The organism is Falsochrobactrum tianjinense (assembly GCF_019100495.1).
Lineage (GTDB): Bacteria > Pseudomonadota > Alphaproteobacteria > Rhizobiales > Rhizobiaceae > Brucella > Brucella tianjinense.
Window position 1 is genome coordinate 85,894 of sequence record NZ_JAHRVA010000001.1, and the last position, 21,914, is coordinate 107,807.

The window sequence follows — 21,914 nt, forward strand, 5'->3', positions numbered from 1 at the left end:
CCCTTTCAGCGTACCGCGAAAGCAACGACCCAGACGAGGATCGTCACAGGCAGCGAGAAAGCCAGCGTCGCCCAGGCGATCTTGCTGGCTGTATGCTTTTCAAGCCCCGCACCCATATCCCAGATGAAGTGGCGCACGCCGCCAGCCAGATGGTGCAGCAGTGCCCAAGTGTAGCCGAACAACACCAGATAGCCGATCCATGAACTGTAGATCGCGCTCACCATGTTGAACGCATCTTCGCCAATTGCAGCGGCAATCAGCCATGCGGCGAGAAGAAGCGTGCCGAAATAAAGGGCTCCGCCGGTAATGCGATGCACGATCGACATGGTCATCGTGATCTTCGGTCGGTAGACCGACAAATGTGGCGATAGTGGTCGCTGACGCGTCGCGCTCGGTTGTGTCATGGCTCTTTTGGGCTTCCCTGACGTTTTATCCCTGCGTCCTTCGGCCCAAACCTTGGGTACAAGAGATAACGGGTTCATCCGAACCCTGTTCGATGCCGCCCGGAACATGGAAAAGCAATTTCGACCCTGCCCCGGCGCAACCAAAGAATTATGGCGAGACCGTGATGCACGGTCCTATGAGCCGCTTTCTACTGCGCTTTCACCATAACGTCAAAGACGCTTTTTAGCCAAACGACTAACAATTGGTCGCACCTTGACGACACATTGGCGTGAACAGGCGATTCAAACGATTGAAGCTGGCTACGCCAAAAACATGTGTAATTTCATCAACTTTAGTGATTCTGCTCAACTGCCGAATCGAATCACATAGCTCGACCAGTCCGCGCTGGCTGCGATCTGCTCATAGAGCTTGCGGCCGTCTTCGGGCAGGCGCGGCGCATTGAGCGCCAGACGCGACCAGCTCCGCTCCTCAGCCTTGTCGGCAAGCAGGTCGATCAGCGCCTTGGCGATACCCTTGCCGCGATGATCATGATGCACATAGATGTGATCGACCTGCCCCGCGCGCAGGCCGGAAACCGGTTCGGGCAGATCGTAGAAGATCACGAAGCCGACCAGCCTGCCATCGACACGCGCGCCAAGAATTTCAGTGGCGCGGTCCTGCAACAGATGCTCGGCATAATAGTCGTCGGGCCTGCGCGGCGCGCCGCGCTTCAATGCCTGCGCATAGCTGGCGAGCAATGGCGCAAATTCATGGGCATCGCGCAAATGAAGCAGCGCAATGTCAACGGCATGTTCCTGGGTCATTTGGCGTTCCTTGGCTTTTCCGTCACTGTTCTGGCAAATCATAATGCAACGAGAGCAGGCATAAAGAGAGCTCAACCTTTTACGCAGGACCAATGAGAAAGGTCAATAAAGAGCTAAAATCACCTAATATCTTTGTTAATCTATGGCTGCATTCCATTTGGGTCGAAGTCATAGAATGGTGTAGGTTTCCACCTCAAGATCAAGATATTCCATACCGGCATATTCAATACCCTGTCCAGGATTGGCTCTGCTCGCTTTAACAACAGAGCCCTTGATATGAACCTCATCATTAGGGGAGTAAGCCTTACGGATTGAATCATCGTAATGTCTGAAGAAAGGGTTTTTTCTGTTTGCAGGCATGATCATGTTATCAAGGACAGTCTCTTTCTGAAGAATATCTTTTGGGCCACCAGTAACACTATACTTAGTAAAAGCCCCACCGAACTCTTCATGAAAATCTTTAAATGGGATGGCGTTGTGCGTGTCAGTCTTGATCCTGTAAAGATGGGGAGCCTTTAATTCCGTATCCAGAAATTCATCAGCACCAATCCTCTTGGTCCTTAAATTCCTCCAGCGATGAGAAATCCCATCTCCATCAAAGCGAAAACAATTCCAGTCTTCCTCCAGATATCTTTGAACCCCGGCTCGCGAACCCGCTGAAAATACTGTATTCCTTCCAAATTGCACAAATCTGGGTAGACCCTTGTTACTATAAGTAATGCCGTTAAACCCTTCCTTCCAGATGGTAGAAGGAAGTCGACTGTCATAACGATATGTGGTCATACGTAAAGGTTCGGCCTCAAAGCTTCTCCACCTCCGACCTGGAATAGGCCAATCTGCTATATTGGGCGTGTCCATATCCCGTCCTTATACCTGAAATTCCCATGGTCAGATTAACATTCACACACCCGCGCATATACTGATCGATATACCAGAACTATAAAATGCGTTCCTGATGCGCGTGTTCGCCCCCTGCTATCGGAGGATCGCGTAATGGTAAAAGATGCGCCTGATGCAGACACCAACAAAAAAGCCGCTGGGCGAAGCAGCGGCTTTGCAATTTCTGTATGGAAAAACTACTTATTTCCAGTCGCGAATATCGACAAAATGACCGGCGACGGCGGCGGCGGCGGCCATAGCCGGCGACACCAGATGCGTGCGTCCCTTGAAGCCCTGACGGCCTTCAAAATTACGGTTCGAGGTCGATGCACAACGTTCGCCCGGCTTCAGGCGGTCGTCATTCATGGCCAGACACATCGAGCAGCCCGGCTCGCGCCAGTCGAAACCCGCTTCGATGAAAATCTTGTCCAGACCTTCCGCTTCCGCCTGTTCCTTCACGAGGCCAGATCCCGGCACGACCATCGCATCGACGCTATCGGCCACCTTCTTGCCTTCGATCATGCTTGCTGCTGCGCGCAGATCTTCGATACGTCCATTGGTGCACGAGCCAATGAAAACGCGGTCGATGGCGATATCCGTTATTTTCGTTCCGGGCTTGAGGCCCATATAATCGAGCGCGCGCCATTTGGATGTGCGCTTGTTCTCATCCTCGATCTCGTCGGGATTGGGCACGCTGCCAGTCACCGAAACCACATCTTCCGGCGAAGAACCCCAGGAAACGATCGGCGTGATCTTCGAGGCGTCCAGATCGACGATCTTGTCGAAATGCGCGCCTTCATCCGAGCGCAGTGTCTTCCAGTAGCGGACCGCCTGCTCGAACTCCTCGCCCTTGGGCGCACGCGGCTTGTCCTTGATATAGGCGAAAGTCGTCTCGTCAGGTGCGATCAGGCCAGCGCGCGCGCCGCCCTCAATCGACATGTTGCAGACCGTCATGCGGCCTTCCATGGAAAGCGAGCGAATGGCGTCGCCAGCATATTCGATCACATAGCCGGTTCCGCCTGCGGTGCCGATTTCGCCGATAATGGCAAGCGTGATGTCCTTGGCCGTGACGCCGGGCGCCAGCGTACCATTGACACGCACCAGCATGTTCTTGGCTTTCTTCTGGATCAGCGTCTGCGTGGCCAGCACATGCTCCACCTCGGATGTGCCGATGCCATGCGCCAGCGAGCCGAAAGCACCGTGGGTCGAGGTGTGGCTGTCGCCGCATACGATGGTCATGCCGGGAAGCGTAAAGCCCTGCTCCGGCCCGACAATATGCACGATACCCTGACGCCGGTCGCGCTCGGAATAATATTCGACGCCGAAATCAGCGGCATTCTTCGCCAGTGCCTCGACCTGAATGCGGCTTTCCTCATTCTTGATACCATGAATACGATCCGGCGAGGTCGGCACATTATGATCGACCACGGCCAGCGTGCGCTGCGGATGCCGCACCGGACGACCCGCAATGCGCAGGCCCTCGAATGCCTGCGGGCTGGTCACTTCATGCACAAGATGGCGATCAATATAAAGGAGGCAGGTTCCGTCTTCCTGCTGATCCACTACATGGTCGTCCCAGATCTTGTCATAAAGTGTACGCGGCGCGCTCATTGCGAGTTCCTTTGAATAGTTCTCATCGTGCCTGACATATGCACCTGCCGCCGCATTTCGTCAAGAAACCGCAACCGCAACAGGGTGTCGCAGTAAGAAAGTTACGCCGGAAGGCAGAAATTGTAGGAGATATTACGTATAGATTTTCATTGTGCAAATAAAAAAGCGGCCGGAGCCGCCTTTCAAAACCCATGACATTATAAGCGATTGCTTATTCCGCAGCAGCCTTGGCGGCTTCGGCCTTGGCGGCAGCTAGCTTGTCAGCTTCGCGCTCTGCCTTGGTGCGGTTGTCTTTCTTCTCGGCGATACGGGCTGCCTTGCCGGTCAGGCCGCGCAGGTAGTAGAGCTTCGCGCGGCGAACCTTGCCGCGGCGCACAACTTCCACACCTTCCACGATAGGCGAGAAAACCGGGAATACACGTTCCACGCCTTCGCCGTAGGAAATCTTGCGAACGGTGAAGTTTTCATGCAGGCCGGCACCGGAACGGGCAATGCAGACGCCTTCATAAGCCTGCACACGGGTACGCGTACCTTCGGTCACGCGGACCTGAACGCGAACGGTGTCGCCGGGCTGGAAATCCGGAAGCTTGCGCTTTTCTTCGATCTTTGCTGCCTGTTCGGCTTCAAGCTGACGAATAATATCGGTCATCGTCGTACTCCTTCTGAATTATTCTCAAACAGTCAGAGCGCTCTGCACTTGCCGCCAGGCTACTTTGGCCGTGCGGTTATGCCTTGAACCAGGCAGGAGCGGTACACTATTTATTCGTTTACGGATGTCGGATTTTACCGAACTGGCGCGGCAATACACCATTGATGGCGATGAATCAAGAGCGGCGCCGTTTCTCCTGATAGGCGTCCCATAAATCGGGGCGACGTTCGCGGGTGATGCGCTCCGCCTGTTCATGCCGCCACCTGTCGATTGCACCATGATTGCCCGAAGTCAGGATTTCGGGAATGGCGCGGTCTTCCCAGACCTGCGGGCGGGTATAATGCGGATGTTCCAGCAGGCCGGTTTCAAAACTTTCTGTCTCGCCCGATTGCTGGTTTCCCATCACGCCAGGCAAAAGCCGCACGACCGCATCAAGCAGCACGATCGCCGCCGTTTCGCCGCCTGACAGAATATAATCCCCGATGGAGATTTCTTCAAGCGCGCGGCCTTCGATCACCCGCTCGTCCACGCCTTCAAAGCGTCCGCAGACAATGATCGCGCCCGAGCCTTCTGCCAGTTCCCGCACCCGGCTTTGCGTCAGCGGCGTTCCGCGCGGGGTCATCAGCAGCATGGGACGGCCATCGGCCACGCTATCGAGCGCGCGCGCCACCACATCTGCCTTCATCACCATGCCCGCGCCGCCGCCGGAAGGCGTATCATCGACCATGCGATGCCTGCCTTCGGCAAAGTCACGAATTTGCACCGTGTCGAGCGCCCATGTTCCCTCGCTCAGCGCCTTTCCCGCCAGTGACACGCCGAGCGGGCCGAGAAACATTTCGGGATAAAGGGTCAGCACCGATGCGTGAAACGCACCCGCCTCGTCGCGCTGTCGAAAACTGCTCATGGCTTTTTTGGCCGCTTGCTCTGCGCGCCGGAAGCATCGTCTTCCTCATCGGCAATCAGACCCGCAGCTTGCGGATCGATCCGTATGACGCCTGCCTCGAAATCAATCTCCGGCACCGCCGCTTCCGTGAAGGGGATCAGCATGGGGCGCTTGCCCTTCTCGCTCAGTTCGATCAGGTCTCCGCCGCCAAAATCGAAAACCGCGCTGACCATGCCATAGGATTTTCCGTCTGCATCCAGCACCTTGAGCCCGATCAGATCAGTATGAAAAAACTCGTCCTCGTCGAGTTCCTCATCGGGCAATTGCGAACGGTCGATAAAAAGTTCCGTACCGTTGAGCGCTTCCGCCGCATTGCGATCATTGATGCCCTTGAAACGGACGACAACGACATTTTTGGCCGGGCGAATTTCCAGCGCTTCATAGCTCCTGCCCTGCGCGTCATAAAGCAGGCCGTAATCGGCGATAGCCAGCGGATCGCCGGTAAATGTCTTGACCCTGACTTCGCCGCGCGTGCCATGGGCGGCGCCGATGGTGGCAAGCTGGATCGGATTTTCTGGACGCGGCATTATTATCTCGTTTCTGACTTTAATTTCCTATCGCTTACCCAATTTCCGGCAAGAACGCCAAGAAAAATAAACAGGCCCTGTTTACGGCACGGCAACCTGTCGCTGGCAGACTATCGCCGACGCAACCCAACTGGCGAAATTCAGATCATGACCACACAAAGCGAAATCCTCATTCCCGCCCGCGCCGATCTGCTGGCCGCGCGCGAGGAATGGCTGAAAACGCTCAGGGATATGCGCCGGCTTTCCGATAATACGCTCGAAGCCTATGAGCGCGATACGCGGCAATTTCTGCATTTTCTCACCCATCATCTGGGCGAGCCGCCATCGCTCGGCGACATAGCCAGCCTGCGCGTTGCTGATCTGCGCTCCTATCTCGCCAGCCGCCGCAATGACGGCGCAGGCGCACGGACCTTGGGACGCGGACTTGCGGGAGTGCGCTCCCTGCTGCGCCATCTGGAGAAACGCGGCCTCGTGAATGCTGCCGGTGCAGGCGCAATCCGTGCGCCGCGCCAGCCCAAATCACTACCCAAACCGCTGAGCACCGACGAAGCGCTTCGCGTCGTAGCAGTCGACGGCCAGATGACGGAAGAACCGTGGATCGCAGCCCGCAATACGGCCGTCCTCACATTGCTTTATGGCTGCGGCCTACGCATTTCCGAAGCGCTCAACCTGACCGGAGACGCGCTGAACGATCCCGATGCCCGTTCGATTCAAATCGTCGGCAAGGGCGGAAAATCGCGGCTCGTGCCGCTGCTTCCTGTCGTACATCGGGCGCTCGCGCAATATCGCGCGCTCTGCCCCTACGATCTTTCAGCCGATAAGCCGCTGTTTCGCGGCGCGAAGGGCGGTGTGCTGCATGCGGCCATCATCCAGCGCGAAATGCAGAAGCTGCGCGCCGGTCTCGGCCTGCCCGACACGGCCACGCCCCATGCGCTGCGCCATTCGTTTGCCACCCATCTTCTGGGACGCGGCGGCGATCTGCGCACCATTCAGGAATTGCTCGGCCATGCCAGCCTGTCTACCACCCAGCTCTATACCGGCGTCGATCAGGCGCGGCTGCTCGATGTTTACGACAAGGCCCACCCGCGCGCTTAAATAAAAAAGGCGGTTCGCCATCCGGCAAACCGCCCTTTCGTGCAACTTGCAAAACCGCTTACATATGGATCGGCTTGGCGTAAGTGGCCATGGCCGATTCGCGCACGGCTTCCGACATGGTCGGATGCGCATGGCAGGTGCGCGCCAGATCTTCCGACGAGCCGCCAAATTCCATCAGAACGGCGAGTTCGTGGATCATTTCACCGGCATTATAGCCCAGAATATGCGCGCCAAGAACACGATCCGTCGCCTTGTCGGCAAGGATTTTCACAAAGCCGTCCGATTGCAGCATGGAGCGTGCGCGGCCATTGGCCGTGAACGGGAACTTGCCGACCTTGTATTCCACGCCTGCGGTCTTGAGTTCCTCTTCGGTTTTGCCGACAGAAGCCACTTCCGGCTGCGTGTAGACCACACTGGGAATGACGTCGAAATTGACGTGCCCGGCCTGTCCGGCGATGATTTCGGCAACCGCCACGCCTTCATCCTCGGCCTTATGCGCCAGCATCGGGCCCTGCACCACGTCGCCGATTGCATAAATGCCTTCGACATTGGTGCGCCAGTGATCGTCGATGGCGACGCGGCCGCGATCGTCCACGACAACGCCTGCTTCCTGTAGGCCCAGCCCATCAGTGTAAGGACGGCGGCCCGTCGAAACCAGAACCACATCGGCATCGAGCGTCTGCACATCGCCGCCCTTGACCGGCTCGAAAGTCACCTTCGCGCCATTCTTGCCAGCCTTTTCGACGCCCGTCACCTTGGCGCCGAGCTTGAAGGCAATGCCCTGCTTTTCGAGCAGGCGCTGGAACTGTTTGGAAACCTCGCCATCCATCGCGCCAAGCACCTTGTCGAGATATTCAACCACTGTGACCTTGGCGCCAAGACGCGCCCAGACCGAACCCAGTTCGAGACCGATCACGCCGCCGCCGACCACGACCATATGGCCGGGAACCTTGTCGAAGGAAAGCGCGCCGGTCGAGGAGACAATGACCTTTTCGTCAAAGGCCACATCCACGCCCGGAATACCTGCAACATCCGACCCGGTGGCGATGATGATGTTCTTCGCTTCGATTTCCGTAACCTTGCCATCTTCAGCGGTCACAGAAACCTTGCCCTTGGCCACAACCTTGCCGGTGCCGATATAGGGCGTGATCTTGTTCTTCTTGAACAGGAATTCGATGCCCTGCACGTTCGCCTTGACCGTATTGTCCTTGTGGGCAAGCATCTTGTCCAGGTTGAGCTTCGGCGTTCCGACTTCCACACCCAGCGTCTCGAAGGAATGGCCCGCTTCGGCAAATATCTCCGAGGCGTGCAGAAGCGCCTTGGATGGAATGCAGCCAATATTGAGGCAGGTGCCGCCGAAAGTCTTGCGCTTCTCTATCACCGCGACGGAAAGGCCGAGTTGGGCAGCCTTGATTGCGGCGACATAGCCGCCGGGGCCGGTACCGATGACAACCACATCGTAAGACATTGAACTATCCTTCTTGAGTCTGTTCGTGAGCGGACCGTTGGGCGGTCCTTTTATTCCTGTTCAGGTGCGCAGGTTTGAAAGCGGAATGTTTCCCATTGCAGCGGTGTTTCGGGCTTTGCCGAACCAAAATCATAACCGTCGAGTGCCGTCGCGAGATCGGGGAAGAGAATAGCCTGCGCCGCCGGCTCGTCCGCTTTGGGCAGCACATCGGCCTCCGCACCTTCCTTGAGCGCATAGATGACATTCTGCCAGATGCTGCAATCGTCAAAATCCTCCGGCTCGCTGCCACCATTCTTGCAATTGAAGGTGATAAGCGCATAGGGACGCGCCACGCCTTCTTCCGGCCAGATCACCATGCCGGACAGCTTGAATTCCGGCTTGTCATTGGCCGCGATGGTGAATTCATTCGATGGTGCAGGCGTCATTTCCAGCGCATTAGCCTGCGCGGGATGAAAGCTCAGCGTATAGGCGCCGTCGCGGTCGCGATAGATGGCGCGGTTCTGCGTGCACGCCGCCTGCACAGCGGTCGAGAAAACCGTTACGGCAAGTGCCGAAGCAGCCATTACCCTGCAAAGCTTTTTCATGTCATGCATTGGTAAGTCCTCTTGCTCGTCTGGACCGATAATCACGGACGGTGGTTAAAAGACCAGAGCAATGAACATCAGCACAAGTCCGGCGAGCGCGCCGATCCAGACCAGAGAGCGGATATAGGGAATGCCCGTCAGATAGAGCGGAATATAGACGATGCGGCAGGCAAACCACAGCCACGCACCATAAAGCCCCCAGCCCGATGCGCCATCCCAATCTGCGGCGCTGCCCTTGAGCGCCAGCGCCAGAGCGAGCGCAATGAAAGCCGGATAGGTTTCACGAAAATTCGCCGAAGCGCGTTCCGCGCGACCGGCAAGCGGGCCGGTGGGTTTAAGTCCTTCGTCACGCGGACCCGCATTCCATGTGCTGCCGAGTTCTCTGGTCGCAGTCATACCTTGCAGGAGAATATGCGCCACCAGCAGGACCACGCTCCAGCCGATTATCGGCAGGAAAGGCGAAGCGGAGAAAATCGTCGGCTCCATCACTCGGCTCCTTTCGGGTATTCCCCGCAGTTTTTGCCTGCGGGGAATAATCTCTCTTACAAATCAAGAACCAGGCGTTCCGGATCTTCGAGGCTTTCCTTGACGCGCACCAGGAAGGTCACAGCCTCCTTGCCATCGACGATGCGATGGTCATAGGACAAAGCGAGATACATCATCGGACGGATGACGATCTGGCCGCCGACGACAACCGGGCGCTCCTGAATCTTGTGCATTCCCAGAATGCCCGACTGCGGCGCATTGAGGATCGGCGACGACATCAGCGAGCCATAGACACCACCATTGGAAATGGTGAAAGTGCCGCCCTGCATGTCCGCGACCGAAAGCTGCCCGTCGCGCGCAGCACGTCCGAGACGACCGATTTCCTTTTCGATGTCGGCGATCGACATCTGGTCAGCATCACGCACGACCGGAACCACGAGACCCTTGTCGGTGCCGACAGCCACGCCCACATGGGCGAAATTCTTGTAGATGATGTCGGTGCCGTCGATTTCGGCGTTAACAGCAGGAATTTCCTTCAGCGCATGGGTGACGGCCTTGGTGAAAAAGCCCATGAAGCCAAGCTTCACGCCATGCTTCTTCTCGAAAATATCCTTGTAGCGCTTGCGCATGTCCATCACCGCCGACATATCGACCTCATTATAGGTCGTCAGCATCGCGGCGGTGTTCTGCGCATCCTTGAGACGACGCGCAATCGTCTGGCGCAGGCGCGTCATGCGGACGCGCTCTTCACGCGACGCATCATCTGCCGGAGAAGCCGGACGGGGAGCAGCAGGCGCTGCTGCTGCCGGTGCTGCGGACACGCCCTTGGCGATAGCGTCCAGAACGTCGCCCTTGAGCACCTGACCGCGCTTGCCCGAACCCTCGACCTGATCGGCGGAAATGCCGCTCTCGGTGAGAAGCTTGGAAGCGGAAGGCGCAGGCTGCATGGCAGGGCCCGACGAAGCGGGCGCGCTCGCTGTTGGAGCAGGTGCGCTGGCTGCGGCAGGTTTGGCTTCTTCCTTTTTCGCAGCAGGTGCGGCGGCGGCACCGGCGGCATCGATCTGGCCGAGCAATGCGCCGACTTCAACCGTGTCGCCTTCCTTGGCGGTGATTTCAGCCAGAACGCCCGCAGACGCAGCCGGAACTTCCACTGTCACCTTGTCGGTTTCCAGTTCCACCAGCGGTTCATCGATAGCAACAGCTTCGCCGACCTGTTTGAACCACTTTCCGATGGTTGCCTCTGTAACGGACTCCCCAAGCGTGGGAACGCGGATTTCGGTAGCCATGGTTTTTTCTTCCGTTGATCTTCAAACTTTGAATTTCGTGTTCAGTTCAGGCGGGAGCAGCTTCACCGAAGCCGCTCCGTCGCCACATCAATTGCCCAGCGCATCCTCAAGGAAAGCAGCCAACTGTTCAAGGTGCTTCGACATCAGACCCGTCGCAGGCGACGCCGCCGCCGGACGGCCCGTATAGCGCACGCGCTGATGTTTGGCGTCGATATGCGCCAGCACCCATTCCAGATACGGGTCGATGAACGACCACGCGCCCATGTTCTTCGGCTCTTCCTGGCACCAGACGATTTCCGCCTGACGGAAGCGCGACAGCTCGTTGATGAGCGCCTTGGCCGGGAACGGATAAAGCTGTTCGACGCGCAGCAGGTAGATGTCGTCGATCCCGCGCTTCTCACGCTCTTCGTAAAGGTCGTAATAGACCTTGCCCGAGCACAGCACGACGCGGCGGATCTTGGCGTCCTTCTGCAACTTGATGCCATCGCCCTTGCTGTACTGGGCGTCGTCCCACAGCAGGCGATGGAACGATGAATCGCCCGAAAATTCGCTCAGCGCCGACACAGCACGCTTATGGCGCAGCAGCGACTTTGGCGTCATCATGATGAGCGGCTTGCGGAAATCGCGCTTCATTTGGCGACGCAGAATGTGGAAGTAGTTAGCCGGCGTCGTACAGTTCGCCACCTGCATATTATCTTCCGCGCAAAGCTGGAGGAAACGTTCCAGACGGGCGGAGGAATGCTCCGGTCCCTGCCCCTCATAGCCGTGCGGCAGCAGGCAGACGAGGCCCGACATGCGCAGCCACTTGCGTTCGCCCGATGAGATGAACTGGTCGAACACGACCTGTGCGCCATTGGCGAAGTCGCCGAACTGGGCTTCCCAGAGCGTCAGGGCGCGCGGTTCCGACAGCGAATAGCCGTATTCATAGCCGAGCACGGCTTCCTCAGAGAGCATCGAATTGATGACCTCGTAGATCGCCTGTCCCTTCTGCACATTGTTGAGCGGGATATAGCGGCTCTGGTCTTCCTGATCATAGAGAACCGTATGGCGCTGCGAGAAAGTGCCGCGTTCGACATCCTGCCCTGACAGGCGGATCGGGCTGCCTTCCATGACCAGCGAACCGAAGGCCAGCGATTCTGCGGTTGCCCAGTCGATACCCTCGCCCGTGTCGATCATTTTGGCGCGATTGTCGAGGAAACGCTGCACCGTGCGGTGAACGTGGAAATCCTTCGGCACTTCGACGAGCTTCCTGCCGATTTCCTTGAGTGTCTTCATCGGCACGCCGGTTTTTCCGCGGCGCTGTTCGTCGGCATTGTCGGCGGTCCGAAGCCCGCTCCAGGCTCCATCCAGCCAGTCAGCCTTGTTCGGCTTGTAGCTCTGGCCGGCCTCGAATTCCTGTTCCAGATGTTCGCGCCACTCGGCCTTCATCTTGTCGATGTCGGCCTGCGTTACCAGACCTTCCGCCATCAGCTTGTCGGTGTATAGCTGGACGGTCGTCTTGTGCGCACGGATTTCCTTGTACATCAGCGGCTGCGTGAAGGACGGCTCGTCGCCTTCATTATGGCCGAAGCGGCGGTAGCAGAACATGTCGATGACCACCGGCTTGTGGAAAGCCATGCGGAATTCCATCGCAACCTTGGCCGCGAAAACCACCGCTTCCGGATCGTCGCCATTGACGTGGAAGATCGGCGCCTCGATCATCTTCGCCACATCCGATGGATAAGGCGACGAACGCGAGAAGGCCGGATTGGTCGTGAAACCGATCTGGTTGTTGATGATGAAGTGGACCGTACCGGCCACGCGATGTCCCTTGAGGCCCGAGAGACCGAGGCACTCGGCCACAACACCCTGACCGGCGAAGGCGGCATCGCCATGCAGCAGCAGCGGCAGAACCTTGGCGCGCTCAGTCAGCGGCACCAGATCGTCGCGGGTACGGCCCACCAGAAGATCCTGCTTGGCGCGGGCCTTGCCCATGACCACCGGATTGACGATTTCCAGATGCGACGGGTTGGCTGTCAGCGACAGGTGAACCGTATTGCCGTCGAATTCGCGGTCGGATGAAGCACCCAGATGGTACTTCACGTCACCCGAGCCTTCCACATCGTCGGGCGTGTAGGAGCCGCCCTTGAACTCGTGGAAAATGGCGCGATGCGGCTTGCCCATCACCTGTGAAAGCACGTTAAGGCGACCACGATGCGCCATGCCGAGCACGATTTCCTTGAGGCCGAGCTGGCCGCCGCGCTTGACGATCTGCTCAAGTGCCGGAATGAGCGATTCGCCGCCATCGAGGCCGAAACGTTTGGTGCCCTTGTACTTCACATCGATGAACTGCTCGAAGCCTTCCGCCTCGATCAGCTTCGACAGGATGGCTTTCTTGCCTTCCGGCGTGAACGCAAAGCCCTTGCCAGGACCTTCTATACGCTCCTGAATCCACGCCTTTTCCGTGGGGTTGGAAATATGCATGAACTCGACGCCAATGGTCGAGCAATAGGTACGCTTGAGAATATCGAGCATTTCAGGAATGGTCGCATATTCGAGACCAAGCACGTTGTCGATAAAGATCTTGCGGTCGTAATCAGCTGGCGTGAAGCCGTAATTTTCCGGCTCAAGTTCATTATAGTCGTTAGGCTTGTCCGCCAGTCCGAGCGGATCAAGATTGGCATGCAGATGTCCGCGCATGCGATAGGCACGGATCATCATGATCGCGTGAACGCTGTCGCGCGCGGCCTGCGTCAGTTCCTCGATGGAGAGCGCCCCACCGCCCTTTGCTTCATCCCTGGAAGCCTTGCCCTTCAGCTTGTCAGTGACATGCTTTTCGACTTCGGCCCAATTGCCGTCGAGTGCGGATACAAGCTCGCCATTGGCTGCGATCGGCCAGTTTTTTCTGGCCCAGGATGCGCCTTGCGCATTCTTGCGCACATCGTCGGCATTGTCCGCAAGCTGCGCGAAAAACTCCCGCCATTCCGGATCAACCGATGCCGGATCATCCTCATATCTGGCGTGTAATTCCTCGATATAGTCGGCATTGCCGCCATAGAGAAACGAGGTGAGGGCGAAAACGTCGTTGGCCCGATTGGGGGCTTGATCCTGCCTTGCCATAGACTAACCCGGAGCAGCGCTCCGTCTCCTTGTCAGCGGCTCATCTCGCGCGGGCCGGAGGTTCGACAGGAACCTCATCCCTCACGCCGCCAGGGTGGAACCGCAACAGCCCCGGCACAACTCAACTCATGCTTTGACATTGCGTCGGAAAACGGGCCATCCCCGCTATCCACAATATCGTAACCGGAAATCCGGCTTTTACGCCAAACCCGGCAGCAGCTTTCGCCACTGCCGGGATATTCACAACGATCCGCGATCTTAGCCCTTGAGGACTTCGACCAGCGTCTTGCCAAGCTGCGCGGGCGACGGCGACACGCGAATGCCCGCCTCTTCCATCGCAGCGATCTTGTCTTCCGCACCGCCCTTGCCGCCGGAAATCACGGCACCGGCATGGCCCATGGTGCGGCCTTCCGGTGCGGTACGACCCGCGATAAAGCCGACCATCGGCTTCGAGCGACCGCGCTTTGCTTCATCCTTGATGAACTGCGCCGCATCTTCTTCAGCCGAGCCGCCGATTTCGCCGATCATGACGATCGACTTGGTTTCGTCGTCGGCCAGGAACATTTCCAGCACGTCGATGAATTCGGTGCCCTTGACCGGATCGCCGCCGATACCGACAGCAGTGGTCTGGCCCAGACCTTCATTGGTGGTCTGGAACACTGCTTCATAGGTAAGTGTGCCGGAGCGCGATACAACACCGACCGAACCCTTCTTGAAGATATTGCCCGGCATGATGCCGATCTTGCATTCTTCGGGGGTCAGGATGCCGGGGCAGTTGGGTCCGAGCAGGCGCGACTTCGAGCGTTCCAGACGCTCCTTGACGCGAACCATGTCCATGACCGGAATGCCTTCGGTGATGCAGACGATGAAACCGATTTCGGCTTCAATGGCTTCGATGATCGCATCCGCAGCACCTGCTGGCGGAACATAGATCACGGAAGCATCGGCACCCGTGCGTTCCTTGCCTTCGGCAACGGTTGCGAAGATCGGCAGGCTTTCGCCCTTCGAGCCTTCCCAGGTTGCTCCACCCTTTTTCGGATGAACGCCGCCGACCATCTGCGTGCCGTAATAGGCAAGCGCCTGTTCGGTGTGGAAAGTACCGGTCTTGCCGGTCAGGCCCTGTACGAGAACCTTGGTGTCCTTGTTGACGAGAATGGACATGCCTTAATTCCCCTTCACTGCAGCGACGATCTTCTGCGCCGCATCGTCGAGATCGTCGGCCGAAATAACGTTGAGGCCGCTCTCGTTGATGATCTTCTTGCCGAGCTCCACATTGGTGCCTTCAAGACGGACAACCAATGGAACCTTGAGGCCGACTTCCTTGACCGCAGCGATAACGCCTTCAGCGATCACGTCGCACTTCATGATGCCGCCGAAGATGTTTACCAGAATACCCTGGACAGCCGGATCAGCGGTGATGATCTTGAACGCCGACGTTACTTTCTCCTTGGTAGCGCCGCCGCCAACATCGAGGAAGTTGGCAGGTTCTGCGCCATAGAGCTTGATGATGTCCATGGTTGCCATGGCAAGGCCTGCGCCGTTGACCATGCAGCCGATGTTGCCATCAAGAGCGACGTAAGCGAGATCGTGCTTGGAAGCCTCGATTTCCTTTTCGTCTTCTTCCGACAGATCGCGCAGCTCCTGAATGTCCGCATGACGGAACAGTGCATTGCCATCGAACGATACCTTGGCATCGAGAACGCGCACGCGACCATTGGTCATGACGATCAGCGGGTTGATTTCCAGAAGGCTCATATCCTTCTCGGTGAAGGCCTTGTAGAGGATCGGGAACAGCTTGAGGCCGTCTTCACGGGCTTCACCTTCAAGCTTCAGCGCATCGGCGAGCTTGGCAGCGTCCGCATCGGTCACGCCCTTGGCGGGATCGATGGCGACCGTGATGATCTTTTCAGGGGTTTCCTCGGCCACGGCTTCAATATCCATGCCGCCTTCGGTCGAAACGACAAAAGCCGGACGGCCGACCGTGCGGTCGATCAGGATCGAGAGATAAAGCTCACGCTCGATGTCGGCACCGTCTTCGATGTAAAGACGGTTGACCTGCTTGCCGGCTTCGCCGGTCTGCTTAGTGACAAGCGTGTTGCCGAGCATTTCCTTCGCATGGGCAACCACTTCATCGACAGATTTGGCGAGGCGCACGCCGCCCTTGGCATCTTCGGACAGCTCCTTGAACTTGCCCTTGCCGCGTCCGCCAGCGTGAATCTGGCTCTTGACGACATAAAGCGGTCCGGGAAGCGTCTTTGCCCACTCTTCCGCCTGTTCGACGGAATAGACAGCCACGCCGTTGGCGATCGGTGCGCCGTAGGTGTGCAGCAGGCGCTTGGCCTGATATTCGTGAATATTCATCTGGTTGTCCTCTACGGATTGACAGCCGGAAAAGGCCGGAACTGCTCATGCAGCGATCCGGCCTTGTCTGGAATTTATTTCAGCGACGGAGCAATGCCGATGCAGGCTTCGCAAAGACCGGCAACCGAGGCGACCGACTTGTCAAATTCGGCCTTCTCGTCCTTGTCGAGATCAATCTCGATGATGCGTTCGACGCCGTTGGCACCGATCACGGTCGGAACGCCGACATACATGTCCTTGACGCCATACTGACCGGTGAGTTGCGCTGCGACGGGCAGAACGCGCTTCTTGTCCTTGAGGTAGGATTCGGCCATCTGGATGGCGGAAGCAGCCGGGGCGTAGAATGCAGAGCCGGTCTTGAGCAGGCCCACGATTTCCGCGCCGCCGTCACGGGTGCGCTGGATGATCTTGTCGAGCTTGTCCTGGCTGGTCCAGCCCATCTTGACCAGATCCGGCAGCGGAATGCCGGCAACCGTCGAGTAGCGAGCCAGCGGAACCATTGAGTCGCCATGACCGCCGAGCACGAATGCGGTGACATCTTCAACCGACACGTCGAATTCTTCCGAGAGGAAATAACGAAACCGGGCCGAGTCGAGCACGCCAGCCATGCCGACGACCTTGTGGGCGGGCAGGCCGGAGAATTTCTGCAAGGCCCACACCATCGCGTCGAGCGGGTTGGTGATGCAGATGACGAAAGCGTCAGGGGCATATTTCTTGATGCCTGCGCCGACCTGTTCCATGACCTTCAGGTTGATGCCCAGAAGATCGTCGCGGCTCATGCCCGGTTTGCGCGGCACACCTGCGGTGACGATGACAACGTCTGCGCCTTCGATCGCGGCATAGTCGTTTGCACCGGTGAACTTCGCATCAAAACCGTCAACGGGTGAAGATTCTGCAATATCCAGTCCCTTGCCTTGCGGAGTACCTTCCGCAATATCGAAAAGGACGACGTCGCCGAGTTCCTTCAGACCAGCCAGATGAGCGAGCGTGCCGCCGATCATGCCGGAGCCGATGAGGGCAATCTTGTTGCGTGCCATGATTGTTTCTTTCCTCAAGTTTGATCCAGAAACGCATGAAGCCGTCCGGAAGCCTGCCGGAAACGCGTCTGCGTTGCGAGGGTTCGATAGGACTCTTTGCAAAAAAACTCAACTCATTATTTTGCGACCAATGTTTTCAATCGGTTAGAATTATATGTTCTTACGTAAACGTAAGATAAATTGGCAAAATGAAAACAATCCCACTCCCTCGCCTATGACACACGATAGGCGAGTCTTCGTTTCCTCCACATGGCCAACCACCCTATGTCCTGCCCGGCCTCACCGGTCGGTTTTGCCGACGGTCAAGATAGCTCACGAGCGATATAAGTCCAGTCTGTGGCAATCAGATGATGATCCGCCCCTGTCAGGCCGCATCCTCGGGAATCCGGGAGAGATATTCCGCGCTCTGCATTTCAAAAAGGCGCGATGCGGTGCGGTCGAACTCGAAGGCTTCGGTGCCGTGCCGCGCCTGATAGAGTTTTTCCGGCGGCGCATCAGCGGAAACGAACAGCTGCGCATGGTGATCGTAAAGCACGTCGATGAGCAGGATGAAGCGCTTGGCCTCATTGCGGCGCGTATAGTCGAGCACCGGAACATCATCGATGAACAGTGTCGGATAGCGTTTGACGATGGCAATATAATCCGACGCCGCCAGCGGTCTGGCGCAAAGCTCATCGAAGGTGAAGCGCGCAGCACCCGCAACCGTATGCCGGACTTCGATCTCGCGGCCCTTGATATGGATCACATCGGGCTTTTCAGGAGTGCCGTTCTTGTGGTTCGCCCATGCGACATTCATGCGCTTGGTCGTCTCCAGCCCCAGCGGCGTGAGGTAGACTGGCTGGCGGTCGAGTTTTTCCAGCCGGTAATCAGTGCGCGAATCGAGATTGATCACATCGACATGCTGCTTGAGAACCTGCACGAAAGGCAGGAAAAGCTGGCGGTTCAGCCCGTCGCGATAAAGATTGTCGGGCGCAACGTTCGAGGTCGCCACCAGCACCACGCCGCGCGCGAAAAGGGCGCTGAACAGCCGCGACAGGATCATCGCATCGGCAATATCGGTGACGGTGAACTCGTCGAAACACAGCACCCACGCCTGCTGGCTGAGCGCATCCGCCACCGGCGGAATCGGATCGTCCTGTTTGGTCTCACCGCGCTTGTGCGCCTGCCGGTGCGCATAGATGCGCTCATGCACATCGGCCATGAAATCGTTGAAATGCGCGCGCCGCTTGCGCTCGATGGGCAAGAGCTGGAAGAACATGTCCATCAGCATGGTCTTGCCCCGCCCGACCTCGCCATGGACATAAAGCCCCTTGACGATGGCGGTGGCGTCCTTGCGCTTGCCAAACAGCCAGCCCAGAGCGCTCGATTTTCGCGACAGCCGCCTGGTGCAGATTTCCTCGATCAGGCGGTCATATCGATCGGTGAGGCCGCGCTGGGCGGGGTCGCCATCGACATCGCCCGCCTGCACCATGGCGTCATAATGCTCGCGCAAAGAGGGAAAGGCTTTCAGATTGCCGTCAAAAGACATGATAGGTTGCGTCCAAAACCCTTCATCAAAATATGGCGGAGCGATTTTAACCGCCCCGCCCCGCGCCGTGCTGTAATATCAAATCAACGGGAAAGAGAAAGCGCCTGTCCCGCCACGGTCTGTCCGTCGAAGCGGCTCTGGCCGGAGGAGTAAAGCGTAGCCACCGTCCCGCCATTGGCGTCATAGAGCGAGAGCTGCTTGCCGTTCACAGCCCATGAGGCAAGGCTTGCAAGCTCGCCGGGGCAGCGCAGCGGACCCGCGCGGAAGCCCTGACCATATTTGGTCTGCGGGGTAGCGATCTTGCAGCTCTGTCCGGCAAGGTTGGCGTTCCACACGCCTGCGACCGATCCTGGCGTCAGATCAGGAGCCGATTCCGGCGGCAGGCTTGCCATCTGCGTTCCGCTATCCTGCGGTGCAGTTTCGGTGACTGGCGGCGTCGGGAACTGCGTAGGATTGGGATTGGGATTGAGACTGCCCTTCTGCACGGTGCCTGACGGAGCAGGCCGCAATGGTGCAGGCGGAGGCGGCGATGCATTGTCGAAACTTCCAACCCGGGAGCTTTGGCAACCGGCCAGTATGACGCCAGCCGCAGCAATGCCGAGCAAACTTGCTTTTGAAATTCCCATCTGGTTCTCCATTTCTATCGTGATGCCGGGGCCGAATTCGATCGGGGGGACAACCCCGCGCACTGCCTGCTTTCGCTTGCAGAAAGCCTGACCTAAAAACAATATTGCACCGATAAAATGGCTATATGGTTAAAAAATCAACTGCACTGCACGGCAAATCCGAGCACAAACCGATCAAGAAGGCTTGAAACCACTTACAAATTTTGACAATGGGGCAGGAAGGTCACAGTTTTTCTGCAATAGTCCGCGAAAATGCCGAATAAACGGGCCTTCCGCCAATCACTTGCCGGCACATCTCCAGCACTGGCAATTTGCGGGCTTTTCCGCCATATAGAGCATCTCCAGCAAAGTTAGAGCGCCTGACGTTACAGGAACCACCGATGAACAAGGCAGTCTTCGCCAAGATGAACGGATTGGGCAACAAGATCATTGTTGTCGATATGCGCGGGCGCGCCGACCGGATTGCACCCGCCGCAGCAATCCGTCTGGCGGGCGAAAGCGAAACCGCATTCGACCAGATCATGGCGATCCACGATTCCAGGACGCCCGGCACCGATTACTATATCGAGATCATCAATTGCGACGGCACGCAGGCGCAGGCCTGCGGCAATGGCACGCGCTGCGTGGTGCAATGGCTGTCGCGTGAAAGCGGCAGGCATGATTTCACTTTCGAGACGCTCGCCGGCATTCTGACCGCCAATGAACATGAAGACGGCCTGATTACGGTGGATATGGGCAAGCCACATTTCGGCTGGCAGGAAATCCCGCTGGCGCATGAAGTCAAAGACACACGCGCAATCGATCTTGCCGCCGGTCCCGCCAATGTCCCCGTCCTGCAATCACCTTCGATTGCGTCCATGGGTAATCCGCATGCAATCTTCTGGGTCGAGAACGATGTTTGGTCCTATGCGCTCGACGAATACGGGCCTGTGCTCGAACATGATCCGATCTTCCCCGAGCGCGCCAATATTTCGATTGCCCGCGTAACATCGCGCGAAAGCATGGATATGCGCACATGGGAGCGCGGTGCCGGACTGACGCGCGCCTGCGGTTCCGCCGCCTGCGCCGCCGCCGTTTCCGCCGCTCGCACCGGGCGCACCGAACGCAAGCTCACGGTTAATGTTCCCGGTGGACCACTCAGAATCGAATGGCGGGACGATGACCACGTCATGATGACCGGCCCCGCCGAATGGGAATTTGACGGCAGCTTAGATCCGGCAACCGGCGCATGGAGCCGCAACGCCAGCCGGGGAGCAGCCTGATGAGCGTCGAAATCGTAACATTCGGATGCCGCCTCAACACCTATGAATCCGAGGTGATGAAGCGCGAGGCCGACACCGCCGGACTTGGCGAACTCAAAGACGGCGCGATCATCTTCAATACCTGCGCGGTAACGGCGGAAGCGGTGCGTCAGGCACGTCAGGCAATCCGCAAAGCGCGCCGCGATAACCCACAAGCGCGTATCATCGTCACCGGCTGCGCCGCCCAGACCGAAGCCGGAAAATTCGAGGCCATGGACGAAGTAGACCTCATTTTGGGCAATGAGGAAAAGCTGAAATCCAATTCCTACCGGATGCTGCCCGATTTCGGCGTCAACCAGTTCGAGAAGGTCCGCGTCAACGACATTATGGAAGTGCGCGAAACCGCTAGCCATATGGTGGACGCCATCGAAGGTCGCGCGCGCGCTTTCGTGCAGGTGCAGAACGGCTGCGACCATCGCTGCACTTTCTGCATTATCCCCTATGGCCGCGGCAATTCGCGGTCCGTGCCCATGGGCGGCGTCGTCGATCAGGTCAAGCGGCTGGTCGGAAACGGTTACGCGGAAGTGGTGCTGACCGGTGTGGACATGACCTCCTACGGCCCGGACCTTCCCGGCAATCTTCGCCTCGGCAAGCTGGTGAAGACGGTTCTGGCTCAGGTGCCCGATTTGCAGCGGCTGCGCTTGTCTTCCATCGATTCCATCGAAGCGGACGACGACCTGATGGATGCCATCGCCAATGAAAAGCGCCTGATGCCGCATCTGCACCTGTCGCTTCAGGCGGGCGACGACATGATTTTGAAGCGCATGAAGCGCCGCCATCTGCGCGACGATTCAATTGCGTTTTGTGAAGAAGTGCGCAAGCTTCGCCCCGACATGGTGTTCGGCGCCGACCTCATTGCCGGTTTCCCCACCGAAACCGAGGAAATGTTCGCAAACTCGCTCAAAATTGTCGAGGAATGCGGCCTCACCCATCTGCACGTCTTTCCCTATAGCCCACGCGAAGGCACACCTGCTGCACGCATGCCGCAAGTGCGCCGCGAGATCGTCAAGGAACGCGCCGCACGCCTGCGCAAAGCGGGTGAAGACGCCTATCAAAAACATCTCATCTCGCTCACCGGCACGCAGCAGCAATTGCTGATCGAGAAAGAAGGCATCGCCCGTACTGAAGGCTTCACGCTTGCCGCTGTCGATCAGGGGAACCCTGGCGAAATCATCGAACGTAACGTGACAGGCCATGACGGCGAAAAGCTCCTCACCCGTTAGGCA

20 protein-coding genes are annotated in these 21,914 nt (G+C 57.9%); 3 read left to right on the forward strand and 17 right to left on the reverse strand.

All coding sequences use genetic code 11. The features are described 5' to 3' along the window. Window positions 1-5: 5 nt before the first annotated feature. The 7 genes from sdhC to rimM all read right to left on the reverse strand — a co-directional run bounded on the left by sdhC (window position 6) and on the right by rimM (window position 5,817). On the reverse strand, window positions 6-404 hold the full coding sequence (gene sdhC / locus KUG47_RS00435) for a succinate dehydrogenase, cytochrome b556 subunit (RefSeq protein WP_217675989.1): 399 nt from the start codon (window positions 402-404) through the stop codon (window positions 6-8). A gap of 345 nt (window positions 405-749) precedes the next feature. After that, on the reverse strand, window positions 750-1,208 hold the full coding sequence (locus tag KUG47_RS00440; protein ID WP_217675990.1) for a GNAT family N-acetyltransferase: 459 nt from the start codon (window positions 1,206-1,208) through the stop codon (window positions 750-752). A gap of 168 nt (window positions 1,209-1,376) precedes the next feature. Continuing rightward, on the reverse strand, window positions 1,377-2,066 hold the full coding sequence (locus KUG47_RS00445; protein WP_217675991.1) for a hypothetical protein: 690 nt from the start codon (window positions 2,064-2,066) through the stop codon (window positions 1,377-1,379). Between the two features lie 222 nt (window positions 2,067-2,288). Continuing rightward, a complete protein-coding gene (gene leuC / locus KUG47_RS00450; protein ID WP_217675992.1) occupies window positions 2,289-3,698 on the reverse strand; it encodes a 3-isopropylmalate dehydratase large subunit in 1,410 nt (469 codons plus the stop codon). Between the two features lie 211 nt (window positions 3,699-3,909). Further along, window positions 3,910-4,347 (reverse strand): 50S ribosomal protein L19, encoded by a 438-nt coding sequence (rplS, locus tag KUG47_RS00455; protein WP_217675993.1) that lies wholly within the window; start codon window positions 4,345-4,347, stop codon window positions 3,910-3,912. A 175-nt stretch (window positions 4,348-4,522) separates the two neighbouring features. Continuing rightward, window positions 4,523-5,251 (reverse strand): tRNA (guanosine(37)-N1)-methyltransferase TrmD, encoded by a 729-nt coding sequence (trmD, locus tag KUG47_RS00460; protein ID WP_217675994.1) that lies wholly within the window; start codon window positions 5,249-5,251, stop codon window positions 4,523-4,525. Beyond that, window positions 5,248-5,817 carry a ribosome maturation factor RimM gene (rimM, locus tag KUG47_RS00465; RefSeq protein WP_217675995.1) on the reverse strand — a complete coding sequence of 190 codons (570 nt, stop codon included), beginning with the start codon at window positions 5,815-5,817 and terminating at the stop codon, window positions 5,248-5,250. The genes trmD and rimM overlap by 4 nt, the downstream gene beginning before the upstream one ends. A gap of 147 nt (window positions 5,818-5,964) precedes the next feature. Here rimM and KUG47_RS00470 point away from each other — a divergent pair, with 147 nt between their 5' ends. Then, a complete protein-coding gene (locus KUG47_RS00470) occupies window positions 5,965-6,912 on the forward strand; it encodes a tyrosine recombinase XerC (protein ID WP_217675996.1) in 948 nt (315 codons plus the stop codon). Between the two features lie 58 nt (window positions 6,913-6,970). Here the strand turns inward: KUG47_RS00470 and lpdA are convergent, their stop codons facing one another. The 10 genes from lpdA to KUG47_RS00520 all read right to left on the reverse strand — a co-directional run bounded on the left by lpdA (window position 6,971) and on the right by KUG47_RS00520 (window position 19,387). Continuing rightward, entirely contained in the window at window positions 6,971-8,380 is a 1,410-nt protein-coding gene (lpdA, locus tag KUG47_RS00475; protein WP_217675997.1) for a dihydrolipoyl dehydrogenase, read from the reverse strand. 50 nt (window positions 8,381-8,430) lie between these two features. Continuing rightward, on the reverse strand, window positions 8,431-8,973 hold the full coding sequence (locus KUG47_RS00480; RefSeq protein WP_217675998.1) for a hypothetical protein: 543 nt from the start codon (window positions 8,971-8,973) through the stop codon (window positions 8,431-8,433). A 45-nt stretch (window positions 8,974-9,018) separates the two neighbouring features. After that, window positions 9,019-9,450, reverse strand: coding sequence for an MAPEG family protein (locus KUG47_RS00485; RefSeq protein ID WP_217675999.1), 432 nt, complete (start codon window positions 9,448-9,450; stop codon window positions 9,019-9,021). A gap of 56 nt (window positions 9,451-9,506) precedes the next feature. Continuing rightward, window positions 9,507-10,736, reverse strand: coding sequence for a 2-oxoglutarate dehydrogenase complex dihydrolipoyllysine-residue succinyltransferase (gene odhB, locus KUG47_RS00490; protein ID WP_217676000.1), 1,230 nt, complete (start codon window positions 10,734-10,736; stop codon window positions 9,507-9,509). A gap of 87 nt (window positions 10,737-10,823) precedes the next feature. After that, window positions 10,824-13,835 (reverse strand): 2-oxoglutarate dehydrogenase E1 component, encoded by a 3,012-nt coding sequence (locus KUG47_RS00495; protein ID WP_217676001.1) that lies wholly within the window; start codon window positions 13,833-13,835, stop codon window positions 10,824-10,826. A 258-nt stretch (window positions 13,836-14,093) separates the two neighbouring features. Next, window positions 14,094-14,996 carry a succinate--CoA ligase subunit alpha gene (gene sucD, locus KUG47_RS00500; RefSeq protein WP_217676002.1) on the reverse strand — a complete coding sequence of 301 codons (903 nt, stop codon included), beginning with the start codon at window positions 14,994-14,996 and terminating at the stop codon, window positions 14,094-14,096. A gap of 3 nt (window positions 14,997-14,999) precedes the next feature. Continuing rightward, the gene (sucC, locus tag KUG47_RS00505) at window positions 15,000-16,196 is read right to left on the reverse strand and encodes an ADP-forming succinate--CoA ligase subunit beta (protein ID WP_217676003.1); all 1,197 of its coding nucleotides are present in this window, start codon (window positions 16,194-16,196) and stop codon (window positions 15,000-15,002) included. 74 nt (window positions 16,197-16,270) lie between these two features. After that, window positions 16,271-17,233 carry a malate dehydrogenase gene (mdh, locus tag KUG47_RS00510; RefSeq protein WP_217676004.1) on the reverse strand — a complete coding sequence of 321 codons (963 nt, stop codon included), beginning with the start codon at window positions 17,231-17,233 and terminating at the stop codon, window positions 16,271-16,273. A gap of 364 nt (window positions 17,234-17,597) precedes the next feature. Next, entirely contained in the window at window positions 17,598-18,761 is a 1,164-nt protein-coding gene (gene zapE / locus KUG47_RS00515; protein ID WP_217676005.1) for a cell division protein ZapE, read from the reverse strand. Window positions 18,762-18,844: 83 nt separating this feature from the next. Further along, the gene (locus KUG47_RS00520; RefSeq protein ID WP_217676006.1) at window positions 18,845-19,387 is read right to left on the reverse strand and encodes a protease inhibitor Inh/omp19 family protein; all 543 of its coding nucleotides are present in this window, start codon (window positions 19,385-19,387) and stop codon (window positions 18,845-18,847) included. A gap of 380 nt (window positions 19,388-19,767) precedes the next feature. Between KUG47_RS00520 and dapF the strand changes: the two genes are divergently transcribed. Continuing rightward, window positions 19,768-20,649: a diaminopimelate epimerase gene (dapF, locus tag KUG47_RS00525; protein WP_217676007.1), complete on the forward strand. Its 882-nt coding sequence runs from the start codon at window positions 19,768-19,770 to the stop codon at window positions 20,647-20,649. Further along, a complete protein-coding gene (mtaB, locus tag KUG47_RS00530) occupies window positions 20,649-21,911 on the forward strand; it encodes a tRNA (N(6)-L-threonylcarbamoyladenosine(37)-C(2))-methylthiotransferase MtaB (protein WP_217676008.1) in 1,263 nt (420 codons plus the stop codon). Before dapF ends, mtaB begins: the two co-directional genes overlap by 1 nt. Window positions 21,912-21,914: the final 3 nt, after the last annotated feature.

Excerpts from the sequence above, each read along its gene's own strand:
- sdhC (WP_217675989.1), bottom strand. The coding sequence starts at position 404 with ATGACACAACCGAGCGCGACGCGTCAGCGACCACTATCGCCACATTTG.
- KUG47_RS00440 (WP_217675990.1), bottom strand. The coding sequence starts at position 1,208 with ATGACCCAGGAACATGCCGTTGACATTGCGCTGCTTCATTTGCGCGAT.
- KUG47_RS00445 (WP_217675991.1), bottom strand. The coding sequence starts at position 2,066 with ATGGACACGCCCAATATAGCAGATTGGCCTATTCCAGGTCGGAGGTGG.
- leuC (WP_217675992.1), bottom strand. The coding sequence starts at position 3,698 with ATGAGCGCGCCGCGTACACTTTATGACAAGATCTGGGACGACCATGTA.
- rplS (WP_217675993.1), bottom strand. The coding sequence starts at position 4,347 with ATGACCGATATTATTCGTCAGCTTGAAGCCGAACAGGCAGCAAAGATC.
- trmD (WP_217675994.1), bottom strand. The coding sequence starts at position 5,251 with ATGAGCAGTTTTCGACAGCGCGACGAGGCGGGTGCGTTTCACGCATCG.
- rimM (WP_217675995.1), bottom strand. The coding sequence starts at position 5,817 with ATGCCGCGTCCAGAAAATCCGATCCAGCTTGCCACCATCGGCGCCGCC.
- KUG47_RS00470 (WP_217675996.1), top strand. The coding sequence starts at position 5,965 with ATGACCACACAAAGCGAAATCCTCATTCCCGCCCGCGCCGATCTGCTG.
- lpdA (WP_217675997.1), bottom strand. The coding sequence starts at position 8,380 with ATGTCTTACGATGTGGTTGTCATCGGTACCGGCCCCGGCGGCTATGTC.
- KUG47_RS00480 (WP_217675998.1), bottom strand. The coding sequence starts at position 8,973 with ATGCATGACATGAAAAAGCTTTGCAGGGTAATGGCTGCTTCGGCACTT.
- KUG47_RS00485 (WP_217675999.1), bottom strand. The coding sequence starts at position 9,450 with ATGGAGCCGACGATTTTCTCCGCTTCGCCTTTCCTGCCGATAATCGGC.
- odhB (WP_217676000.1), bottom strand. The coding sequence starts at position 10,736 with ATGGCTACCGAAATCCGCGTTCCCACGCTTGGGGAGTCCGTTACAGAG.
- KUG47_RS00495 (WP_217676001.1), bottom strand. The coding sequence starts at position 13,835 with ATGGCAAGGCAGGATCAAGCCCCCAATCGGGCCAACGACGTTTTCGCC.
- sucD (WP_217676002.1), bottom strand. The coding sequence starts at position 14,996 with ATGTCCATTCTCGTCAACAAGGACACCAAGGTTCTCGTACAGGGCCTG.
- sucC (WP_217676003.1), bottom strand. The coding sequence starts at position 16,196 with ATGAATATTCACGAATATCAGGCCAAGCGCCTGCTGCACACCTACGGC.
- mdh (WP_217676004.1), bottom strand. The coding sequence starts at position 17,233 with ATGGCACGCAACAAGATTGCCCTCATCGGCTCCGGCATGATCGGCGGC.
- zapE (WP_217676005.1), bottom strand. The coding sequence starts at position 18,761 with ATGTCTTTTGACGGCAATCTGAAAGCCTTTCCCTCTTTGCGCGAGCAT.
- KUG47_RS00520 (WP_217676006.1), bottom strand. The coding sequence starts at position 19,387 with ATGGGAATTTCAAAAGCAAGTTTGCTCGGCATTGCTGCGGCTGGCGTC.
- dapF (WP_217676007.1), top strand. The coding sequence starts at position 19,768 with ATGAACAAGGCAGTCTTCGCCAAGATGAACGGATTGGGCAACAAGATC.
- mtaB (WP_217676008.1), top strand. The coding sequence starts at position 20,649 with ATGAGCGTCGAAATCGTAACATTCGGATGCCGCCTCAACACCTATGAA.